The 16,682-nt window shown below is 47.6% G+C and carries 11 protein-coding genes; 2 read left to right on the top strand and 9 right to left on the bottom strand.

The features are described from left to right. Positions 1 to 128: 128 nt before the first annotated feature. The 8 genes from FSB84_RS16650 to FSB84_RS16615 all read right to left on the bottom strand — a co-directional run bounded on the left by FSB84_RS16650 (position 129) and on the right by FSB84_RS16615 (position 12,526). Complete coding sequence (locus tag FSB84_RS16650; protein WP_130539060.1) at positions 129 to 1,325, bottom strand: FecR family protein; 1,197 nt, start codon at positions 1,323 to 1,325, stop codon at positions 129 to 131. A 31-nt stretch (positions 1,326 to 1,356) separates the two neighbouring features. Then, positions 1,357 to 1,974 (bottom strand): RNA polymerase sigma factor, encoded by a 618-nt coding sequence (locus tag FSB84_RS16645; protein ID WP_130539059.1) that lies wholly within the window; start codon positions 1,972 to 1,974, stop codon positions 1,357 to 1,359. A gap of 144 nt (positions 1,975 to 2,118) precedes the next feature. Further along, positions 2,119 to 3,948, bottom strand: coding sequence for a GxGYxYP domain-containing protein (locus FSB84_RS16640; RefSeq protein WP_130539058.1), 1,830 nt, complete (start codon positions 3,946 to 3,948; stop codon positions 2,119 to 2,121). A gap of 30 nt (positions 3,949 to 3,978) precedes the next feature. Next, positions 3,979 to 5,637 (bottom strand): RagB/SusD family nutrient uptake outer membrane protein, encoded by a 1,659-nt coding sequence (locus tag FSB84_RS16635; RefSeq protein WP_130539057.1) that lies wholly within the window; start codon positions 5,635 to 5,637, stop codon positions 3,979 to 3,981. 18 nt (positions 5,638 to 5,655) lie between these two features. After that, positions 5,656 to 8,658 (bottom strand): SusC/RagA family TonB-linked outer membrane protein, encoded by a 3,003-nt coding sequence (locus FSB84_RS16630; protein WP_130539056.1) that lies wholly within the window; start codon positions 8,656 to 8,658, stop codon positions 5,656 to 5,658. A 28-nt stretch (positions 8,659 to 8,686) separates the two neighbouring features. Beyond that, positions 8,687 to 9,769, bottom strand: coding sequence for a LamG domain-containing protein (locus FSB84_RS16625; protein ID WP_130539055.1), 1,083 nt, complete (start codon positions 9,767 to 9,769; stop codon positions 8,687 to 8,689). Between the two features lie 133 nt (positions 9,770 to 9,902). Next, a complete protein-coding gene (locus tag FSB84_RS16620) occupies positions 9,903 to 10,640 on the bottom strand; it encodes a hypothetical protein (protein ID WP_147122231.1) in 738 nt (245 codons plus the stop codon). Further along, on the bottom strand, positions 10,598 to 12,526 hold the full coding sequence (locus FSB84_RS16615; RefSeq protein ID WP_147122229.1) for a Kelch repeat-containing protein: 1,929 nt from the start codon (positions 12,524 to 12,526) through the stop codon (positions 10,598 to 10,600). Before FSB84_RS16615 ends, FSB84_RS16620 begins: the two co-directional genes overlap by 43 nt. Before the next feature lie 187 nt (positions 12,527 to 12,713). Between FSB84_RS16615 and FSB84_RS16610 the strand changes: the two genes are divergently transcribed. Further along, positions 12,714 to 15,122 (top strand): ABC transporter permease, encoded by a 2,409-nt coding sequence (locus tag FSB84_RS16610; protein WP_130539053.1) that lies wholly within the window; start codon positions 12,714 to 12,716, stop codon positions 15,120 to 15,122. A 59-nt stretch (positions 15,123 to 15,181) separates the two neighbouring features. Here the strand turns inward: FSB84_RS16610 and FSB84_RS16605 are convergent, their stop codons facing one another. Next, positions 15,182 to 15,361 (bottom strand): hypothetical protein, encoded by a 180-nt coding sequence (locus FSB84_RS16605; RefSeq protein WP_130539052.1) that lies wholly within the window; start codon positions 15,359 to 15,361, stop codon positions 15,182 to 15,184. Positions 15,362 to 15,740: 379 nt separating this feature from the next. On the opposite strand from FSB84_RS16605, the gene FSB84_RS16600 reads away from it, so the two are divergent. Next, positions 15,741 to 16,598, top strand: coding sequence for a hypothetical protein (locus FSB84_RS16600; protein WP_130539051.1), 858 nt, complete (start codon positions 15,741 to 15,743; stop codon positions 16,596 to 16,598). Positions 16,599 to 16,682 lie beyond the last annotated feature (84 nt).

Here is a 16,682-nt window from a genome sequence, read left to right as displayed (position 1 = left end):
CTTTTACAGCGTTTGGGTGAAAGAATCAATCAGTCCTGTCAGACTATGGTTATTCGAATACCCGAATGTTTCCGGGAGTGTTACCAGCACTTCCGGTTTTGTTTTCAGCTACTCTTTAGAATACTTGCTTATTTGTTCCCCACGCTCAGGGTCTTCCCTTCGAGCCTGTAAGGAATATTCAGTTTGGATAAGACTTTCAGGATCTCAGACAGGCTTGTATTCCTGTCGAGCCCTCCTTTGAATTTCATGGAAGGTATCGTTCCGTCTATGATCACATGGATATCGTACCATCTTTCCAGCTGACGGAGAAAAGCCGGAATATCTTCGTTATTGAAATTGAAAAATCCGTTTTTCCATGCCAGTTCCTGTTCAGTGTCTGCTTCAACAATGCGGATGCCTGTAGACTTTCCCTGCTGGTAAAGCGCCTGCTGTCCGGGTTGCAACAGAACCTGCTCCTGCCCTGCTTTGATGCGAATGCTGCCTTCCACCAGGGTTGTTCTCATCACAGTTTCATTGGCATAAGCATTCACATTGAAAACTGTTCCCAATACTTCCACGGATGTGCTTGCATCTACCTGTACCATGAAAGGCTGCTTTGGATTGGGCGCCACATCAAAATACACTTCGCCTGTGATCTGCACCTGGCGCTTGTTTCCATTGAAGCTGGTTGGATAGGTCAATGAAGATGCTGCATTCAGCCATACATGGGAACCATCAGGCAACTGTACATGGAACTGCCTGCCATTGGGTGTGGAGATGGTATTGTAGGCAAGCTCCGATCCGTTCCCGGACCTGTAAGCCAGTTTCCCGTTTTCCATTTTCAGCGTTGTTCCGTTTTCCTGAATTTGCCAGCCGTTGCCAATACTGTCCAGCCGGATCTGACTGCCATCGGCCAGCGTAAGCAACGCACCATCTTTGCCGGGCTTGATATCGGCCACTGCTACAGGAGCAGTAGTTACTGAACTTCTCTTTTCTGATTGCGACAGCCAGAGCCAGGCTCCCACTGCCAGCAGCAAAAGCACAGCAGCAGCGTATTTCAACCAGGTCCATTGCATCTTTCTGATCCCTGGTGTTTCCAATGGTTCTGCAAACCCGATCCTTCCGGCAAATGATTGCCAGTCGGTCTCTTGCTCCTTTTCCATTTTTGCCCATTGCTGCATCGATTGCTGCAACCAGTCTTCCCGCTGCAGTTTCTCCATCACTTCCCTGTTTGCAGGCGAAGCGAGCAACCAATTGTCAAGCGCCGACTGCTCTTCATCAGCAAGCGGTTCGCCTGAACAATACCTGTACAAGAGGGCAGCTATTTGTTGATGATGGGTAGGCATATAGAAGTAAAGCGACTGAAACGCCGATTCATTACAATCTTGTCCTGAAAAATTCTGAAATAATTATTGCGATGGATGCCGGAGCTCCCAGATTCCGCTTCAGCAGTGCATTCCGTAATTTTTCCACTGCCCTGGATTTTTGTACGCGCACATGATTGGGAGTGATGTTCAGTTTTTCTGCGATAGTGGCCGCAGGCAGTTCTTCAATATAGGCCATCCTTACGATCTCCGCCAGGCCGGGAGGCAGGCGGTCTATCTCCTGGTAAATGAGTACCAATACTTCCGTGAGCACCATGCCACTGTCTGCCCCTTCACTGGTGATCGGCGCCAGCGAAGCGATCTGTTCTTCCTTACTGTTTTTCACTTTTCGATGTTTGCAGTAATCCAGGCAGTCGCGGCGGACAACAGTGAAAAGCCAGGCGGCAAGGTTAGTTTCCTTTTGCGCTGCGAATTGTGAGCGATTATTCCAGAGCTGGAGCAGCGCATCCTGCGCAAGATCCCTGGCGTCTTCTTCGTGCTCAATGATGGAGCTGGCATAATAACGCAGCCTGGAATAATAAAGATCGAAGATCATACGCATGGCTTCCTCTTCGCCCCGGGCTATGCGTAACAGCAGTTCACTTTCATTCTGTGTTTGATTGGCAGACAAAACTTCCTCACATTAATTTGTGGCAAACTAGAATAAAAATCGCAAAAAGGAAGGAAACATTTGCTACGGCAAACTGTACCAATAAAAAAAGCACCCGGATAAAACCGGATGCTTTGCCAATACTGCCTTATCGGACGTAAATGGTTAGAAGTATTTATTCAGGAATTCCTTTGTTTGCTCGGGTCTGTATTTCATTCTCACCTGCCAGATCAGCTCTTCCACATTCACTACTCTTACATTTTCATTCAGCCTCCTCGCACACCAGGTGGCGGGGGTAACACCGCGCTGATCACCGCCATTGTTCTCAGCCAGCGGATCAGTGGCATTGCCGATATCCTTAAAAGAAGACCAGGCATGCACCATGGTAAGCGTATGTGTTTTTTCATTACCCGCCGCCAGTGTATTGATCTTCGAAGCGATATAGGCCGGCGTTCCTTCACTGGCATGGTTCTGTGCGCCATGATTCCAGATGCTGTACCTTGCCGTGATCACCGGGATATCCACTCCCTGTTTGTTCTTGAACCACATGATCTCACCATTGCCGCCTGCATAGGGCGTATACTGGACCGCCACGATACCGGCCAACTGATCATTCTTATTGATATAGGCCTGATAGGCTTCTTTTGATTTTGCGGACACCACATCCCCGCAGATCAGTCCCAACACTTTTGTACGATGCTGGCGCATATGCGAACCGATCTTCGTAGCGATCAGATCCAGTAATTCAGTTCTGTTCTTCAGCTCCCCGAAATTATCGGGATAATAATAACCTCCACCGCCGTACTCCACCAGGGATGCACTCTGATGCTGCGTACCCATCAATCGCTCCAACTGGTAAGGCGATAACATACCCAGGTTGGCCACCGGCAATCCATAAGACATATTGATACCTGCACCGGCAGGATTACCATAATATGAACTATTGTTGAAATCGTTCATCATCCACATAACATTATCTCCATCGGTGAGCAGGAAACTAGCATAGTGTTTGGTGTCATCGTACTTGATGAATTGCGGATTGGTTACTTTAGCCAGACCGGCTTGTTTGTTCTCATACCCTGCACTCATCATCGTGGCATTCCAGGCCCAGTCGAAGGGCACCATCAGGTTACCGCTTTGCGAAACCATGTCCACGAATGTTTTTTCTTCCAGCCCCTGCTCCCATCCGATCACCGGCGACAGCGGCTTCAGCCATGCGAGGATATCTCTGATCAATGGCTGATTATTTCCGGAAGCAGGCTGGTTGTATTTTTTATTGTAGTTCACCATCATCAGTTTATTGGCGATGGCGTATCCGCGCTGGTTCCCGGTCATTACGGGCATCATCACCAGGGCATTGTTATTGCACTTGTCCTTGAATTCAGCCCAGGCATCGGCCAGTGTTTTGTTGGTGGCATCATACTTCATGGTATAACCCAGCGCTTTCACGCGCGCTTCGTATTTCACATCTGCAATAATGGAATGATGTACATGCGCGGCCATGGTAGCAGCATTCACACTTTCCTCCTTGTTCACATCGCAAAGGATATAACCTTCGATATAGGATTTCACATTGCCGTGATGTTCTATCAGCTCCCAGGTACTCTGGTTACCGTTATGGCTCATACCTGTTTTCTTCACCACTTCAGAATAGTTGGAATTGGGGTCCTGTGTCCAGACCATCGTTTCGCTCCTGCCTTCGTTCACAGCCAGGGCAGTAACGCCGATGATGCTCTCTGCGAGTATATGATTGCGGAGACTGTTATTATCGTCGTTATTCTCATTGCTCCGGCTATCAACCACCAGCCAGTAATTCTTTCCTGGTTTGAGTTTGGGCATCCAGTACTGACCTTCATCCGCAAAGGCGTCGAACTGTTCATTGTAAAGTTTCTTTTCATCCTGTTTGGGACGGTCGCCGGAAGGGCGATTGTATTTGTAACAGCAGGTCAGCATCGAAGAAGCGAGCGCCAGCAGTAATATATTTTTGATGAACATGATTTTTTGTTTGATGATGAGCAATACGGCTTATTTGATGTATCCCGGATTCTGGTCGAGGCCTTTGAGTTTGTTGATCTCATCCTGCGGGATGGGTCGCACCAGGTGATTCTCGTTCAGATTATCTGCTGCGATGGCCTGCGGGTTCCAGGCGAGTACACGATCGATGAGCCTGCCGGTCCTTTTCAGATCGAACCATCTGTCGTATTCACCCATCATCTCGCGGCCGCGCTCATCCAGTATGATATCGAGGCTCACGGAACTGAAGGTCATCAAGGGTTTGGCGGCATCGTTCACGGCAGCCCTGCGCCGGATATCATTCACGCGCTGCAATGCCTTGCCGGGATTGCCATCGCCGAGATGCGCTTCCGCAGAAAGCAGGTAAGTGTCTGCCAGGCGGTACACAACGGCTTCGCGGCTGCCACCACCCTGCCAGAGGATCTTCGTGTCCTTGAACTTCTTTACGATGGGCATCCTGTCTGAACCATTGGCAAGGTCGGGATACGCAGCCACCTGCGGATACCAGCGGTATTTACCGTCATTTGTTTTGAATGAAATGAATTCTTTCGCTCCCTTATTGTCGCCTGAATTGTCATTCCAAACAGGGAAGTATAAGCCCAGTTTACCGAAATCAGCATTGGAGGGATCATTGATGAAGAAAGACCGCTCGAATGTGGCATCATAACGGCTATCAATAGACGGATCGGCATACAGTTCATGAGATTTTGGATTGATCCAGAATTCACGCTGCATGTAGGAATAATCTTTCTGCACTTCTATGAACATATCAGGATAAAAGCAGGTAAGGCAGAACCCGAACATTTTTTGCAAAGGATTGCCATTCCCATTGTAGTTCCTGTCCGATGCATATTGAATGGCAAAGATCACTTCGCGGTTGTTCTGGTTGTTCTCATCAAATACGCTTGCAAAATTGGGCAACAGTTCATAAGGCTTACCGGCATCATCAATGATCAGATCGAAATATGAAGCGGCCTTATTGAAGTCAGTTGCCACTTTGAAAGGCTTGTAAGCGCGTGTGAGATGGATCTTGCCGAGCAATTGCAGTACTGCTGCATTGTTGATCCTGCCGCGGGCAGAACTTTTTACAGGCAGCACATTCTTTATTGACTCCAGTTCTGCGATCATGAAACTGTAGAGATTGGCTTCTGGTTCCTGTGTTACTTCTGTTATGGGCTGCAATTGCTCTTCCTTGATCAGTGGCACTTTGCCGAAGGTTTCTGTAAGATAGAAATAGGAAAGGGTACGAAGGAATTTCGCTTCGGCCACCATCGTATTGTAATCGGCCTGCGTTACACCCTCCCAATCAGGTTTCAGACGGGTGAGGATGATATTGGATTCCTGCACCATCTTGTACAGGTTATTCCAGTATCCGCCCACCACACCAGCCGTTGAATTGAAACTGGCATCATAGGCATTGAACATATTGGCATCGGGATTGGCTTCTGCAGCCATATACAGGTCTGTACCCCAATACTGGATCTTGCCTTCGTTATAATGATCACGAAGTTTGGAATAGATATCGGTGAGCAGGCGGTCCAGACCTGCTTTTGAGTTGTAGAGCTCATCCGTGGTATGGGATGGGTTATCAGTGTCCAGGATCTTGTTACAGCCTGCCATGGTGAGCAGCATTGCCACAGCCAGTACCGGAACCAAAAATAGCTTCTTCATATCTGCTGATTTGAATGATTAGAATGTGATGTTCAATCCGAGTGTAAAGCTCATCGGCATGATGGACAGTTCACTGTACGGATCTTCTCCGATGGATTCAGGATCAGAGCCCAGGTACTTGCTGAAAGTAAAAGGATTATTCACGGTTCCGTACACACGAAGATTCTTCATCTTCACCCTTTTCAGTTTGTCTGCATCGAAGGTGTAACCGGCTGTGAGGTTTTGTACCTTCACGAATGTTCCTTTCACTTTACTCAGCACTTGTGTATGCAGTGATACAGCGCCAATGCCGGGATATTCGTTACTGGGATTGTCCGGCGTCCAGTAATTCACGTCCAGTTTGTTCCAGTGCTCATTGTCCCAGGCCGTGAACATGAAAGTGAATGGATCATCATAGAGGCCGCCCTTGCGTACATACACGAAGGCAGAGAGATCCCAGTTCTTATAGGTGAAAGTGTTGGTGATGCCACCTGTCCAGTCAGGATTGGGCGAGCCGAGTACTTTCATATCGCGCTCATCGAAGGCATTGTCGTTGTTCCTGTCTTCGACCTTAATATGCCCCGGCGCTTTGCCGTAACGGGCTGCATCGGCTTTTTCACTGGTTTGCCAGATACCGGTGAAATTATAATCATAGATCACTCTGATGGGCTGACCAATGAACCAGCGGTTGGCAATATCATCTTTCTTATCGCCGTAGAGATCGCGGATCTTATTTCGGTTCCTGGAGAACGTTAGATCGGTCTTCCAGGTGAAGTTTTTGATGGAAACATTCACGGTAGTAAGGCCAAGCTCAATTCCTTCATTGGAAGTGCTGCCTATATTTTCGAGAAAGGACTGATAACCGTTGATATTGGCTACTTTTCTTTCGAAGATCAGGTCGCGGGTGATGCGTTTGTAAACATCGAGCGTACCGCGGATACGGTTGCGGAAGAACCCGAAATCCAGGCCGGCATTGAACTCTGAGGTCATCTCCCATTTCAGGTTGGGGTTGCCGATCTCATTGCCAAGACCAAAACCTACCGTGCCTTTGTCGCCAAAAAGATATCGGCTCATAGCAAGGCGGGTGCGGGTTACATCGTGACGAACATTGTTGTTACCTGTGAGGCCATAGCTCAGTCTGAGTTTGAGATCATTCACAAACGATACTTCTTTCATAAAGTCCTCTTCGGAGATCTGCCAGCCAACTGCGGCGGAAGGCATCATCCCCCAGCGGTTGGACTTTGCCAGACGGGAAGTACCATCGTAGCGGGTGGTGAGGGTAAGCAGATATTTTCCCTGGTAAGTATAGTTCACGCGGCCCATAAAGGAAACCATGGCAGACTCCCAGTAATCAGACTCCACACCCGTGATCTGGTCTGCGGTTTGAATGGCATGCCAGCCTGAATTGTAAGGCAATCCTTCGCCACGCATCCTGGAGCTCTCGTGCTGGTCCTGCTGAATGCTGAACAAACCGATAGCATGCAGTTTATGGGCTTTGCCGATATTCTTTTTCCAGGTTACGATATTATCCCAGACCCAGTTGAAGTTCTTTCCTGTTTCCTTGTAAGCATCCGGAGGATTCACGCCATTCTTCGCCTGCGTGTACAATCCTTTGAAAGTACCGTAGGTGTAGGTATCATACTGACTGGCGAACTGAGACTTGAAGCTAAGATCCTTGATGGGTGAGACTTCGATGTATCCGGAAATATTTGCGTAATATTCTTCGCGCTCGCGGATATCGTTTTCCATATCGATGATCGGGTTCACTTTACTGCTGGTAGGCTGCACTTTGAAAAGCCTGTTGCCATTCTCATCATAGGGGCTTACGATCGGCGGAATGAAATATGCATTGATCAGTGCTTCAGCAGAGCCTTCATCGATATTCACCTTTGAGCCATAGGTATTGAATCCCATTTTCACCTTGCTGCTCATGCGATGTTCCAGTCCGAGGTTGGCGGTCATTCTTTTGAAACGCTCGCGGCCTGTGATACCGTCTTCATCGAAATAACCAAGGCCGAAAGTATAACTGGTTTTCTCCGATCCACCGGATGCATTCACACTATGACTGTGGATCACACCGGATCTGAGCACTTCCCTGCTCCAGTCGTAATATTCGCCAAAACGGATCCTTTCCTTTTCGGCGGCTGTGAGGAAATCAGGACGGGATAATGAAGAAGGGCCATATTTGTTTGTCCAGAGTGCAATGCGGTAATCGACGTATTCGAGGCCATTACCTTCCGATCCGATCATATCGGGGATGCGGGCAGGCACTTTGATACCTGCATAACCATTGTAGTTCACATCAAAACCATCTTTCTTCCTCCCTCCTTTCGTGGTGATGATCACCACGCCATTTGAACCACGGGAACCATAGATGGCGCTGCTGGAAGCATCTTTCAAAACATCTATCGATTCGATATCGGAAGGATTCAGGTAGCGCATACCGTTGGTGGTGGGAATCCCATCGATCACATACAAAGGCTCATTGGAGAAATTGAATGAATTGGTGCCGCGAACCTGCACGTTGAAACCTGCGCCCGGCCTGTTGGAGGTCTTGAGCACATTCACACCGCTCACGCGGCCATTGAGGGCCTGCGTGATATCCGGCATCATGGATTTTTCCAGGGTGCTTCCGTCGATGGTCTGGATGGCGCCGGTCACATCCTTTTTGCGGATGGTGCCATAGCCGATCACCACTACACCTTCCATGGCGCTGACGCTCACATCGAGTTTGATATCGAGATCGCCATTGATATCTGCAACAGCGATCGTTTGTGAAGCGTAGCCCAGGAGGGAAATTTCAAGTTGAGCATTAGTGGGCGCCGTGATAGAGAAAGCGCCACTGGCATCTGAAGTAGTTCCGCGGCTGGTGCCTTTGACAGTGATGCTGGCTCCGGCAAGCGCTTTACCGGCAGTATCCAGGATAGTGCCCCTGATATTCTTAGAGGCTGGTTGCTGCGCCAGCAATGCAGACGGGCATAGCAGGCAAAGCAACAGCAGTATATTGAAACAGCGTATACGCATGATAGTAATAAGTTTCATGATGAAGTCTTTACAAATTGATAGGAAATCAAAGTGGCATCCATTTGTGCGATCCCTGGATCTTTGCAGTGAACCTGCCTGTCTTATCCGGGATATTGGAAGGATCGGCAGGCACTTTCAGGAAGTCCCAGGCGCAAAGCAGGCCGGCTTCGGTACCGGTTACATCGCCGTTCATCAGTGCTTTGATCTGGTCCTGCGTTTTGGCTGCGTTCCAGATCCTGAATTTTTTCATGTAGCCCGTCATGCAGCGGGTGGGATGGTATGGGTCCATAAAAGCGCGCATTTTTTTGCGGCTGCCGGGAAGCATGGGCCGCGGACTGCCGCCGCTGAGGATATCATTGTTCTTCTGCCAGAAAAGTTCTCCGTTCACGAACATCTTCATATGATAAGGTCTGTCTTCTCCTGCACCGGCAGTGGCATTGATATCCCATACCAGTGCCACATGGTTCCATTCTCCATAATTGGTGGGATAGGCGCGGGCCTGTTCCAGTACGCCCGAACCACAGCCTATACTGGCCCGGAGATTCCCTGAACGCTGGTAGTGTATGTTCCAGCCTTCGAATTTATTGGGGCCATCAGGACCTTCACTGGTAGTGCCCACGATGCTGGCCATTTCAAAATCGAGGAAGTTCTGATTGTACTTCACCCAGAGCTCCACCGTGAAAGTATTGGAAGCGGAGTATTCGGCATTGTCGCCGAAATCGATGCTTCCTTTCTGATCAAGACCATTGACCAGCAGCTGGCCGTCGGATCCGGCGGGGAGTGTGAAATTGTAAGAGCCCAGGAAACGGGTGATCGCCTGTTCGGCCCTGAGGCAAACGTTATCGGCCTCATACTGTAATACGAACCTGCCGGCGAGGGCTTCGGAGAGACTCGTTTTTGTTTCATCGAGGGTAAGCTGCAGATCGTCTACACTGGACTGTGGGAACATGTAATCATCTTCTCCTACCCGGGCGGTATCGAGGATGCTCCCGATCTTATCGATCTTTTCTTTGATACAATCGAGCGTGAGCTCGCGGGTGGTGTCGAATTTCTTTTTACAACCGGAGGAGCCAATAATTACCGGAATGGCAAATGCCCATAACAGGTAAGGCATCAGGGATTTTTTCATATAGCAATTATTTTGATGCAACTGGGGTTAAAGAGCCGCAATTACACTGCGAATATTTTGAAGAGACGATTAATAAAGGGGTTAAAAAAGGGATTAATACAGGTACTATTTCGCTAACCGCCCGGATTTTTAATCATTGGGAAGACAGATCGGTTTCCGGTAATGGCATCTTTTCAAATGGGATGGCGTATGCAACGCCTAATGATTTTTCATAATTCGAAGCGAAGGCCTCGTATTTTTTCCGGGCGCTTTCTCCTCCCTTCCACCTTTTCAAAGCCGCCAGTTGGTATTGAATGGCCGGTTCATTGAAGGGGTCCATTTCCAAAACCGTTTCAGCTAACCTGAGAACTGTTTTGTGGTCCTGTTGCAGGTAGGCATCCTTCATCTTTATGAAAATGAAGGGCAGCACCTCATCCTCGTAGCCCTGCCGAAAGGCATCGAGGGTGGGATCGTCCAGGTCTGTGAGCAGGTTGCCCCGGGTAAAGAGCCCGGTAATATCATTGCCTGAATCCGATTTGATTTCTTTGAGCAGCTCCAGATAATCACAGAACAAACGCTCATCCATTTCAAAAACATAGCTGTCGTTCAGGAATATCAGCCTGATACCTTCCAGGTCCGCCAGCGCATTCCTGAGATGATTGATATTCACTCCGCGTATATTCTTTGTTTTGACCACTTCCTTTTCCGGCCACAGGGCCGTGGAGATCTCCCGTGATGTGATGCCTCCTTTCCTTGTTTTCAGCAGGATGAGCACAAAGAGCTGGCGGATCTTTGGACTGAACAGGTGAGTGATATCCGTTCCCTTTTTATCATAAACAGTGAGTGGACCTAAAATATAAATGGCGTTTTTCTGAATGCCGCCGGTTGACAACTGTTCCCCCCTGCTTTCTGAACCTCCGGGCCTGGTTGCTGTGCAGGAACGTTCCCCTCTCCTTCAAACGCCTTGTTGCTTTTTCGTTTTTTGCGGAACAGTAAAAAGAGAATTCCGGACAGCGCCGCCAAACCGGCTACAGCCGCCCATATCAGGCCCCTGCCTGATCCATTTCCCTCATTTGCCGGTACTACCGGAGGATAGGCCAGAGACAAAACCTTTACATTCGAACGTTGCGCATCGGCAAATTCCTGGACCACACAGAACAGCTCTCCCGTATTGTTGTTGAGGTAAAGATTGATATCGGATTCTATTTTCTCGGAGATCAATGGCACCCTGGAACTGACGATCTCATAAGAACCATCGGCTATGGAAAACCGATATAATTGAAGGGCCGTCCGGGAAATATGGTGCGGGTAGCAGATCACATAGAAGTATTGCCTGTCCGGAGAAAGGATCAGGTTATTGGCAGGCACGAAATTGGAATCTGAGATTTTTCTCTCCCAGAGTTTCCTGATGGTCTTGTTTGTAAGATTGACCCTGTAGAGATCGTAAGTATGTTTTCCTCCCACCACCTGCTGCCCGGATGCATTCCCGAATCCCCCGAAGATGAAGACCTCATCAGGTTTCCCGGCATTGCCGGAAGCGGAAAAGAAACGGGGCGTGATGGAATCACCTTTGAAGATGGTACGTTCCCATTGATCAACTGACCTGTGGTACCGGAAGAAAGTATTGAACCAGGAAAAAGAACCATAGCCGCCGAACAGGTAGAACTGTTTACCAACACTATCGAACAAAATATTGTGATGATGCCTTTGCTCCGGCACGAATGCAGTTCCTATCACTTTCCATTCAAGTGTGGAGAGATCGAGAGCAGCAATGGTGGGATCATCTTTTTGAACATCATTCGCTTCATATAAATAGATACTGTTCTCTGAAGGGAGGTAGATCGTTTTGGCCAGGATCATTCTAACAGGCAGCTCATTGAGGTACTTCACTTCTTTCAACTGGTCCTTTGTAATATCGTATACCTGCATTGAATGCCGGCTGAGCATGTACAACCTGGAAGAATCGGGCACATAACAAACACCGGTAACATCTTCAAACCTGCGCGCCACGCGCTCTTTCCAGAAAAAGCTTTCATTGATGAGCCAGTTGGGGAAATCCACATGCCCCGTCACTTTCCCTCCGGTGCTATGAACTTCCTCTCCGCTCCATTCATTGAGCGGGAAGCGAAAATCCTGGTCATCACCGGATATCCTGAGCCCCCTGATAGCCATGGCTGGCACATCGTTGAGGTATTCAAATTTTCCGAAGAAGATACCAGGCCTCATGGTTTTGCCGAAACCGAATCCTCCTGCCCTGTACAACTGGTTGTTCACCCACATATGCATGCTGTCTGACTGGAGGAGGAAGTCAAGCCTGATGGTCATCCACTGCCTTTCCTGCAATTGTGAGGGAGTAAGCCTTATCCTGATCTTATTGCTTTCATTGCCGATATTCAGGTGCAGGTAGGCGGTATCTTTCCCCGGATACAAATAGCTCAGTGTGTAGAGCCGGCCGGCATCATCCTTCACGGTGAGTACATAGCCGAGATGTTTCTTGTCCCAGATACTCAGATCGAAACTGATGCTGAAATTATTGTTGAATTGAGGAGGCTTGCTGAACACCTGGTATGCGGTGCGCTTGAGCAGCAGGCTGTCGTTGGAATTGAAGAGAAGTCCCTGGGCCAGCAGGCAGGATGGCAACAGCAACAGCAGCACCAACAGGGCGCTGTTCAGTTGGCGATACCGCATAGTGAACAAACCGGACAGGGTCAGAGGCAGATGACCAGGCTTCACATAAAGCATACCTGCGAATAATTTTGGCGCAAAAATATGGCTCAAAGATGCTTAATTTGAAGCAGGTATTAGCGAAATATAGCGCAAACTTGTTCCGGAATCAAAACAATACATTGTACCGAAAGCGAACACAAGCATGGCATCACATCTTTCTATCTTCCTTATTTTCAATAGATAAAGAGCATGGCACTGGGTTTGCTCCCACTAAATCCGCTCTAAACAACAGTTCACCATGCTGAGAAACTATTTCATCATCGCCTGGCGTAATATTATCAAGAATCGTTTTTATTCCACCATCAATGTGCTGGGCCTTTCAGCAGGCATTGCCTTCACACTGCTGGTAGCCGCATTCGTATGGAGCCAGTTGCAGGTGAACGCACACCTGAAAAATGCCGACAGGCAATATATCATCCAGAGCAAATGGAAGAATCCCGGCATGGGCCAGGAACTGACCACCATCGAAAAACTACCGGAGGCGCTTAAGCGCGAATACCCTCATCTCGTAGCCAATTATTATCACTGGGATGGCGTTACCACCAATGTATCCAAAAGAGGTAAGGTTTTCCGCGAAGGTTTGCAGGTGGGCGACAACAGCTTTCTCTCCACCTACGGATTCAAACTCCTGCATGGGGATGCCACTACCGCACTCACCGATCCTTTCTCGGCTGTGATCACGGCAGAAAAAGCCAAAAAATATTTCGGCAGAACCGATGTGGTGGGAGAAACGATCAGCATCGAGAACTTCTCCGGTTCAAAACATGATTTCATGATCACGGCTGTAATGGATGATCAACCTGCCAATTCCGTGATCACCGTGAATGAAGACAATGCCAATGGAATCTTCCTGCCCTTTGCCGCCGCCGGCTATCTCAACAGGCAGGTGGAAGGATGGGACAAATTTTATCTCGTAGGTTATTGGGAATTGCAACCCGGCGTTCAGGCAGCAGAAGTAGACAGGGCCATGCTGCAACTGGTCAGGGCACATGCACCGGCTTTTGCGGCAGAGAACCTGCAACCGTATGTGGTATCACTCAAAGAATACTATCTGTCTGCCAATGACGGACTGATCAGGAAGATGCTCTATGCATTATCGGCCACCGCCATCTTCATTTTGCTGATGGCCATCATCAACTTTATCAATATGGCTGTAAGCCGCTCCTCATCACGTATACGCGAGATCGGTATCAGAAAGGTGATGGGAGGACTGAAACAACAACTGATCGGGCAATTCCTGGTGGAATCCATCCTGCTGGTTTTCTTTGCCATGTTACTGGCCTTCTTCCTGTATGTGATAAGCACGCCTTTCTTCAATGCGATGCTGGGAACCGAATTGCCAGGACTGGGCAGTTTTCCGGTATACTTTATCGTATATCCATTACTGTTGACGCTGGTAATCGGCATAATGGCCGGCATCTACCCTGCCTTCATTTTGTCATCTCTCAAATCTGCAGACGCTGTGAAAGGCAGGCTGGCCAGTATCAAAGAAAATATCCTGCTGCGCAAATCCTTTCTGGGTTTCCAGTTCGTAACAGCTGCCGTAGTTTTGATTGCGGCTTATATCATCAATCAGCAGATGAACCTGTTCTTTGGCCGCAGTCTCGGGTTCGATAAGGAATTCGTGATTGCTGCGCAGGTGCCCAGGAACTGGAGTGCTGAAGGCGTGGAAAGAATGGAAAATATCCGTAAACGATTTGAATCGATGCCGCAGGTACAAAACATCTCGCTCTCCTACGAAGTACCTGATGGAAAAAACTCCGGCACCATCGATATGTACAATGCCGGTGCAGACTCTACATCATTCAGCACCGCTCAAACCCTGTTCACAGACGAACGTTATGCACAAACGTATAATATTCCCATGGCAGCCGGCGTATTCTATACTGCCGATGGTTTTGCAACCGATCCGCAGAAAGTGGTGGTGAATGAATCCCAGGCAAAAGCGCTGGGCTATGCTCAGGCTGCAGATGCTATCGGCAGGCAGGTAAGATTTTCAGGGTGGCAATCCGTGTTCACTATTGCCGGCGTTACAAAGGATTTCCATTTCGGTTCCATGCAACAGGCCATTCAACCGGCTGCTTTTCTTCAGGTGAAACTGATCAGGGTATACCGTTACTTTTCTTTCAAGATCAAACCCGGAAGTATGGCAACTTCTATTGAAGCAGTGGAAAAAGAATGGGCTGCACTGATGCCGGGGTCAGCATTCGAATACCAGTTCATGGACGATAGACTCAAGTTACTCTACAAGTCAGAGCTGCGATTACAGAAAGCCTCCATGGCTGCCACAGTACTGTCCGTGATCATTGTATTGCTGGGTGTAACGGGGCTGGTTTCGCTCAGTGTTCAGAAAAGGACGCGGGAGATCGGAGTGCGTAAAGTGCTGGGCTCTCCGGTAAGCAGCATCATCCGCCTGTTCCTGAAAGAATTCCTCGGAGTGATGCTGGTCGCCTGCATGGTAGCCTGTCCGCTCGCTTTCATGATGATGCAAAAATGGCTGAACGGTTATGCATACAGGATAGATATCACAGTCCTTCCATTCCTGATCTGCATCGGCAGCCTGCTGGTGATAACTGCCCTGCTGATCATTGCACAAACAATACGGGTAGCCCTGGCCAACCCGGTAAAAAGTTTGAAAACAGAATAAAAAAATCCCGGCGTACCGGGATCATCCATTCTACACATATCACCATTTTTATAGAGTACCTATTGCAGGGCAGCTTTCTTTTCTGAATGCAGGAAGTAAACCCAGCCATTGAGCGACAGGAATCCTGCTACGGTCAGCAAGGCTGACAGTACGTAATCACTTTGACGAAAAAGAATAAAACTTGCGATACCAACTGCTACTATGAGTATAAATGTTATAAAGGAGATAAACGTTTTCATATGCTTCAGTTTTTTCAGTTATTGAATGAGCACATTTACATCTTTGACTGAAAACGGGAATGAAGTTTACTAAAGAAAACCTATCGTTTATTTAAAGAAATGTGAATAGAGAAGGCATAATCCTGTTACAATCAGACTCCACTTTGTTGCGGATACCATACGCGCTCTGTATGCCTCAAAATATCAGTGATAGCTATTTCATATGTTTATGTTTCACACTATGAGTGATTGTCCATGAGCTTTTAAGGAACTAAGGCCTTTGGGTATTTCGAATAATAAATCAATAACTGTTAGCAATAGTTGAACATTCGTTTTATCTTCAAATGAACACAAGAGTACAGCCCACTCGCTAAGATCAATTCAACCAAATCTATCTAATATGAAGAAGCTGTTTTACTTGCTTGTATTATTGGTTTTTGCCTGCTCAAAATCCAATGAATCTCCCGGCACTACAAAAAAAGTACAGTCCGATGCTAAGGCATCGCTTGAGCCAGGCGATGGCGAAGAACCCTTTAGCCTGATAAGTGTTATAGACGATGATCATTCAACTGGTACAGATCTCGCAGATGCCATTAATACTCATGATGTTTCGGGTAGCGAATCTGCTTTACAGGAAATGTCAAATAACATTGCTAATTACTATATAACAACTTATAATATAGATTTACAGCAAGAATTTGATAACGATGATTACAGAATTATAATTTTTGGCCTGATTGAAGAATTAAATAGCAAGTATGTCAGTAATCCTACATCCACCGACTTGACTTGCTTTATGACGGCGGTCTCAACTTTCATTGGTGTTACACAAGCCAGAAATATATGGAAATCTATTGCTACCGGTTCTTACAATGCAGGCACGGTAATAGATGCATTAAAATTAATGGGTAAGCGCGTGGCAACCGTAATAGGTGTAGGTATTATGGTATATGAAGTTGGTGCATGTTTACACTGGTGGGATGTTGATCCAATAGACAGGACTGAAGAATTGCCCCCACCTGTGCCCGGGACTCAATTGGACATCAATGCTATCCCTATTGAATTCTTTATAGGAATTGAAACTTTTGACGAAATACATCATTTTAAGCTCCTTAGTTTTTTAAATACAAACTATGGATTGAACACTTCAGAAGCCTATGAAGTAATCGGAACTGTAATAAACAATAATGGCGATCCATCCTATTCCGGAACAGCTATGATCGTAAACTACTTTCAATCCGACCTTGATACAAATTAATTTGTATACTCATCACCATTATTATCCGGTCAACCACAATAAAACAGAATAAAAAAGCCGAGAACACCATACAGCAGGATCATT

Source organism: Pseudobacter ginsenosidimutans (assembly GCF_007970185.1).
Classification (GTDB): domain Bacteria; phylum Bacteroidota; class Bacteroidia; order Chitinophagales; family Chitinophagaceae; genus Pseudobacter; species Pseudobacter ginsenosidimutans.
The sequence above is the reverse complement of the archived record's forward strand: the minus strand, read 5'-3'. Positions and strand labels throughout refer to the sequence as shown.

Coding starts and splice junctions, on each gene's coding strand:
- FSB84_RS16600 (WP_130539051.1), top strand. CDS start 15,741: ATGAAGAAGCTGTTTTACTTGCTTGTATTATTGGTTTTTGCCTGCTCA.
- FSB84_RS16605 (WP_130539052.1), bottom strand. CDS start 15,361: ATGAAAACGTTTATCTCCTTTATAACATTTATACTCATAGTAGCAGTT.
- FSB84_RS16625 (WP_130539055.1), bottom strand. CDS start 9,769: ATGAAAAAATCCCTGATGCCTTACCTGTTATGGGCATTTGCCATTCCG.
- FSB84_RS16610 (WP_130539053.1), top strand. CDS start 12,714: ATGCTGAGAAACTATTTCATCATCGCCTGGCGTAATATTATCAAGAAT.
- FSB84_RS16650 (WP_130539060.1), bottom strand. CDS start 1,325: ATGCCTACCCATCATCAACAAATAGCTGCCCTCTTGTACAGGTATTGT.
- FSB84_RS16630 (WP_130539056.1), bottom strand. CDS start 8,658: ATGAAACTTATTACTATCATGCGTATACGCTGTTTCAATATACTGCTG.
- FSB84_RS16640 (WP_130539058.1), bottom strand. CDS start 3,948: ATGTTCATCAAAAATATATTACTGCTGGCGCTCGCTTCTTCGATGCTG.
- FSB84_RS16635 (WP_130539057.1), bottom strand. CDS start 5,637: ATGAAGAAGCTATTTTTGGTTCCGGTACTGGCTGTGGCAATGCTGCTC.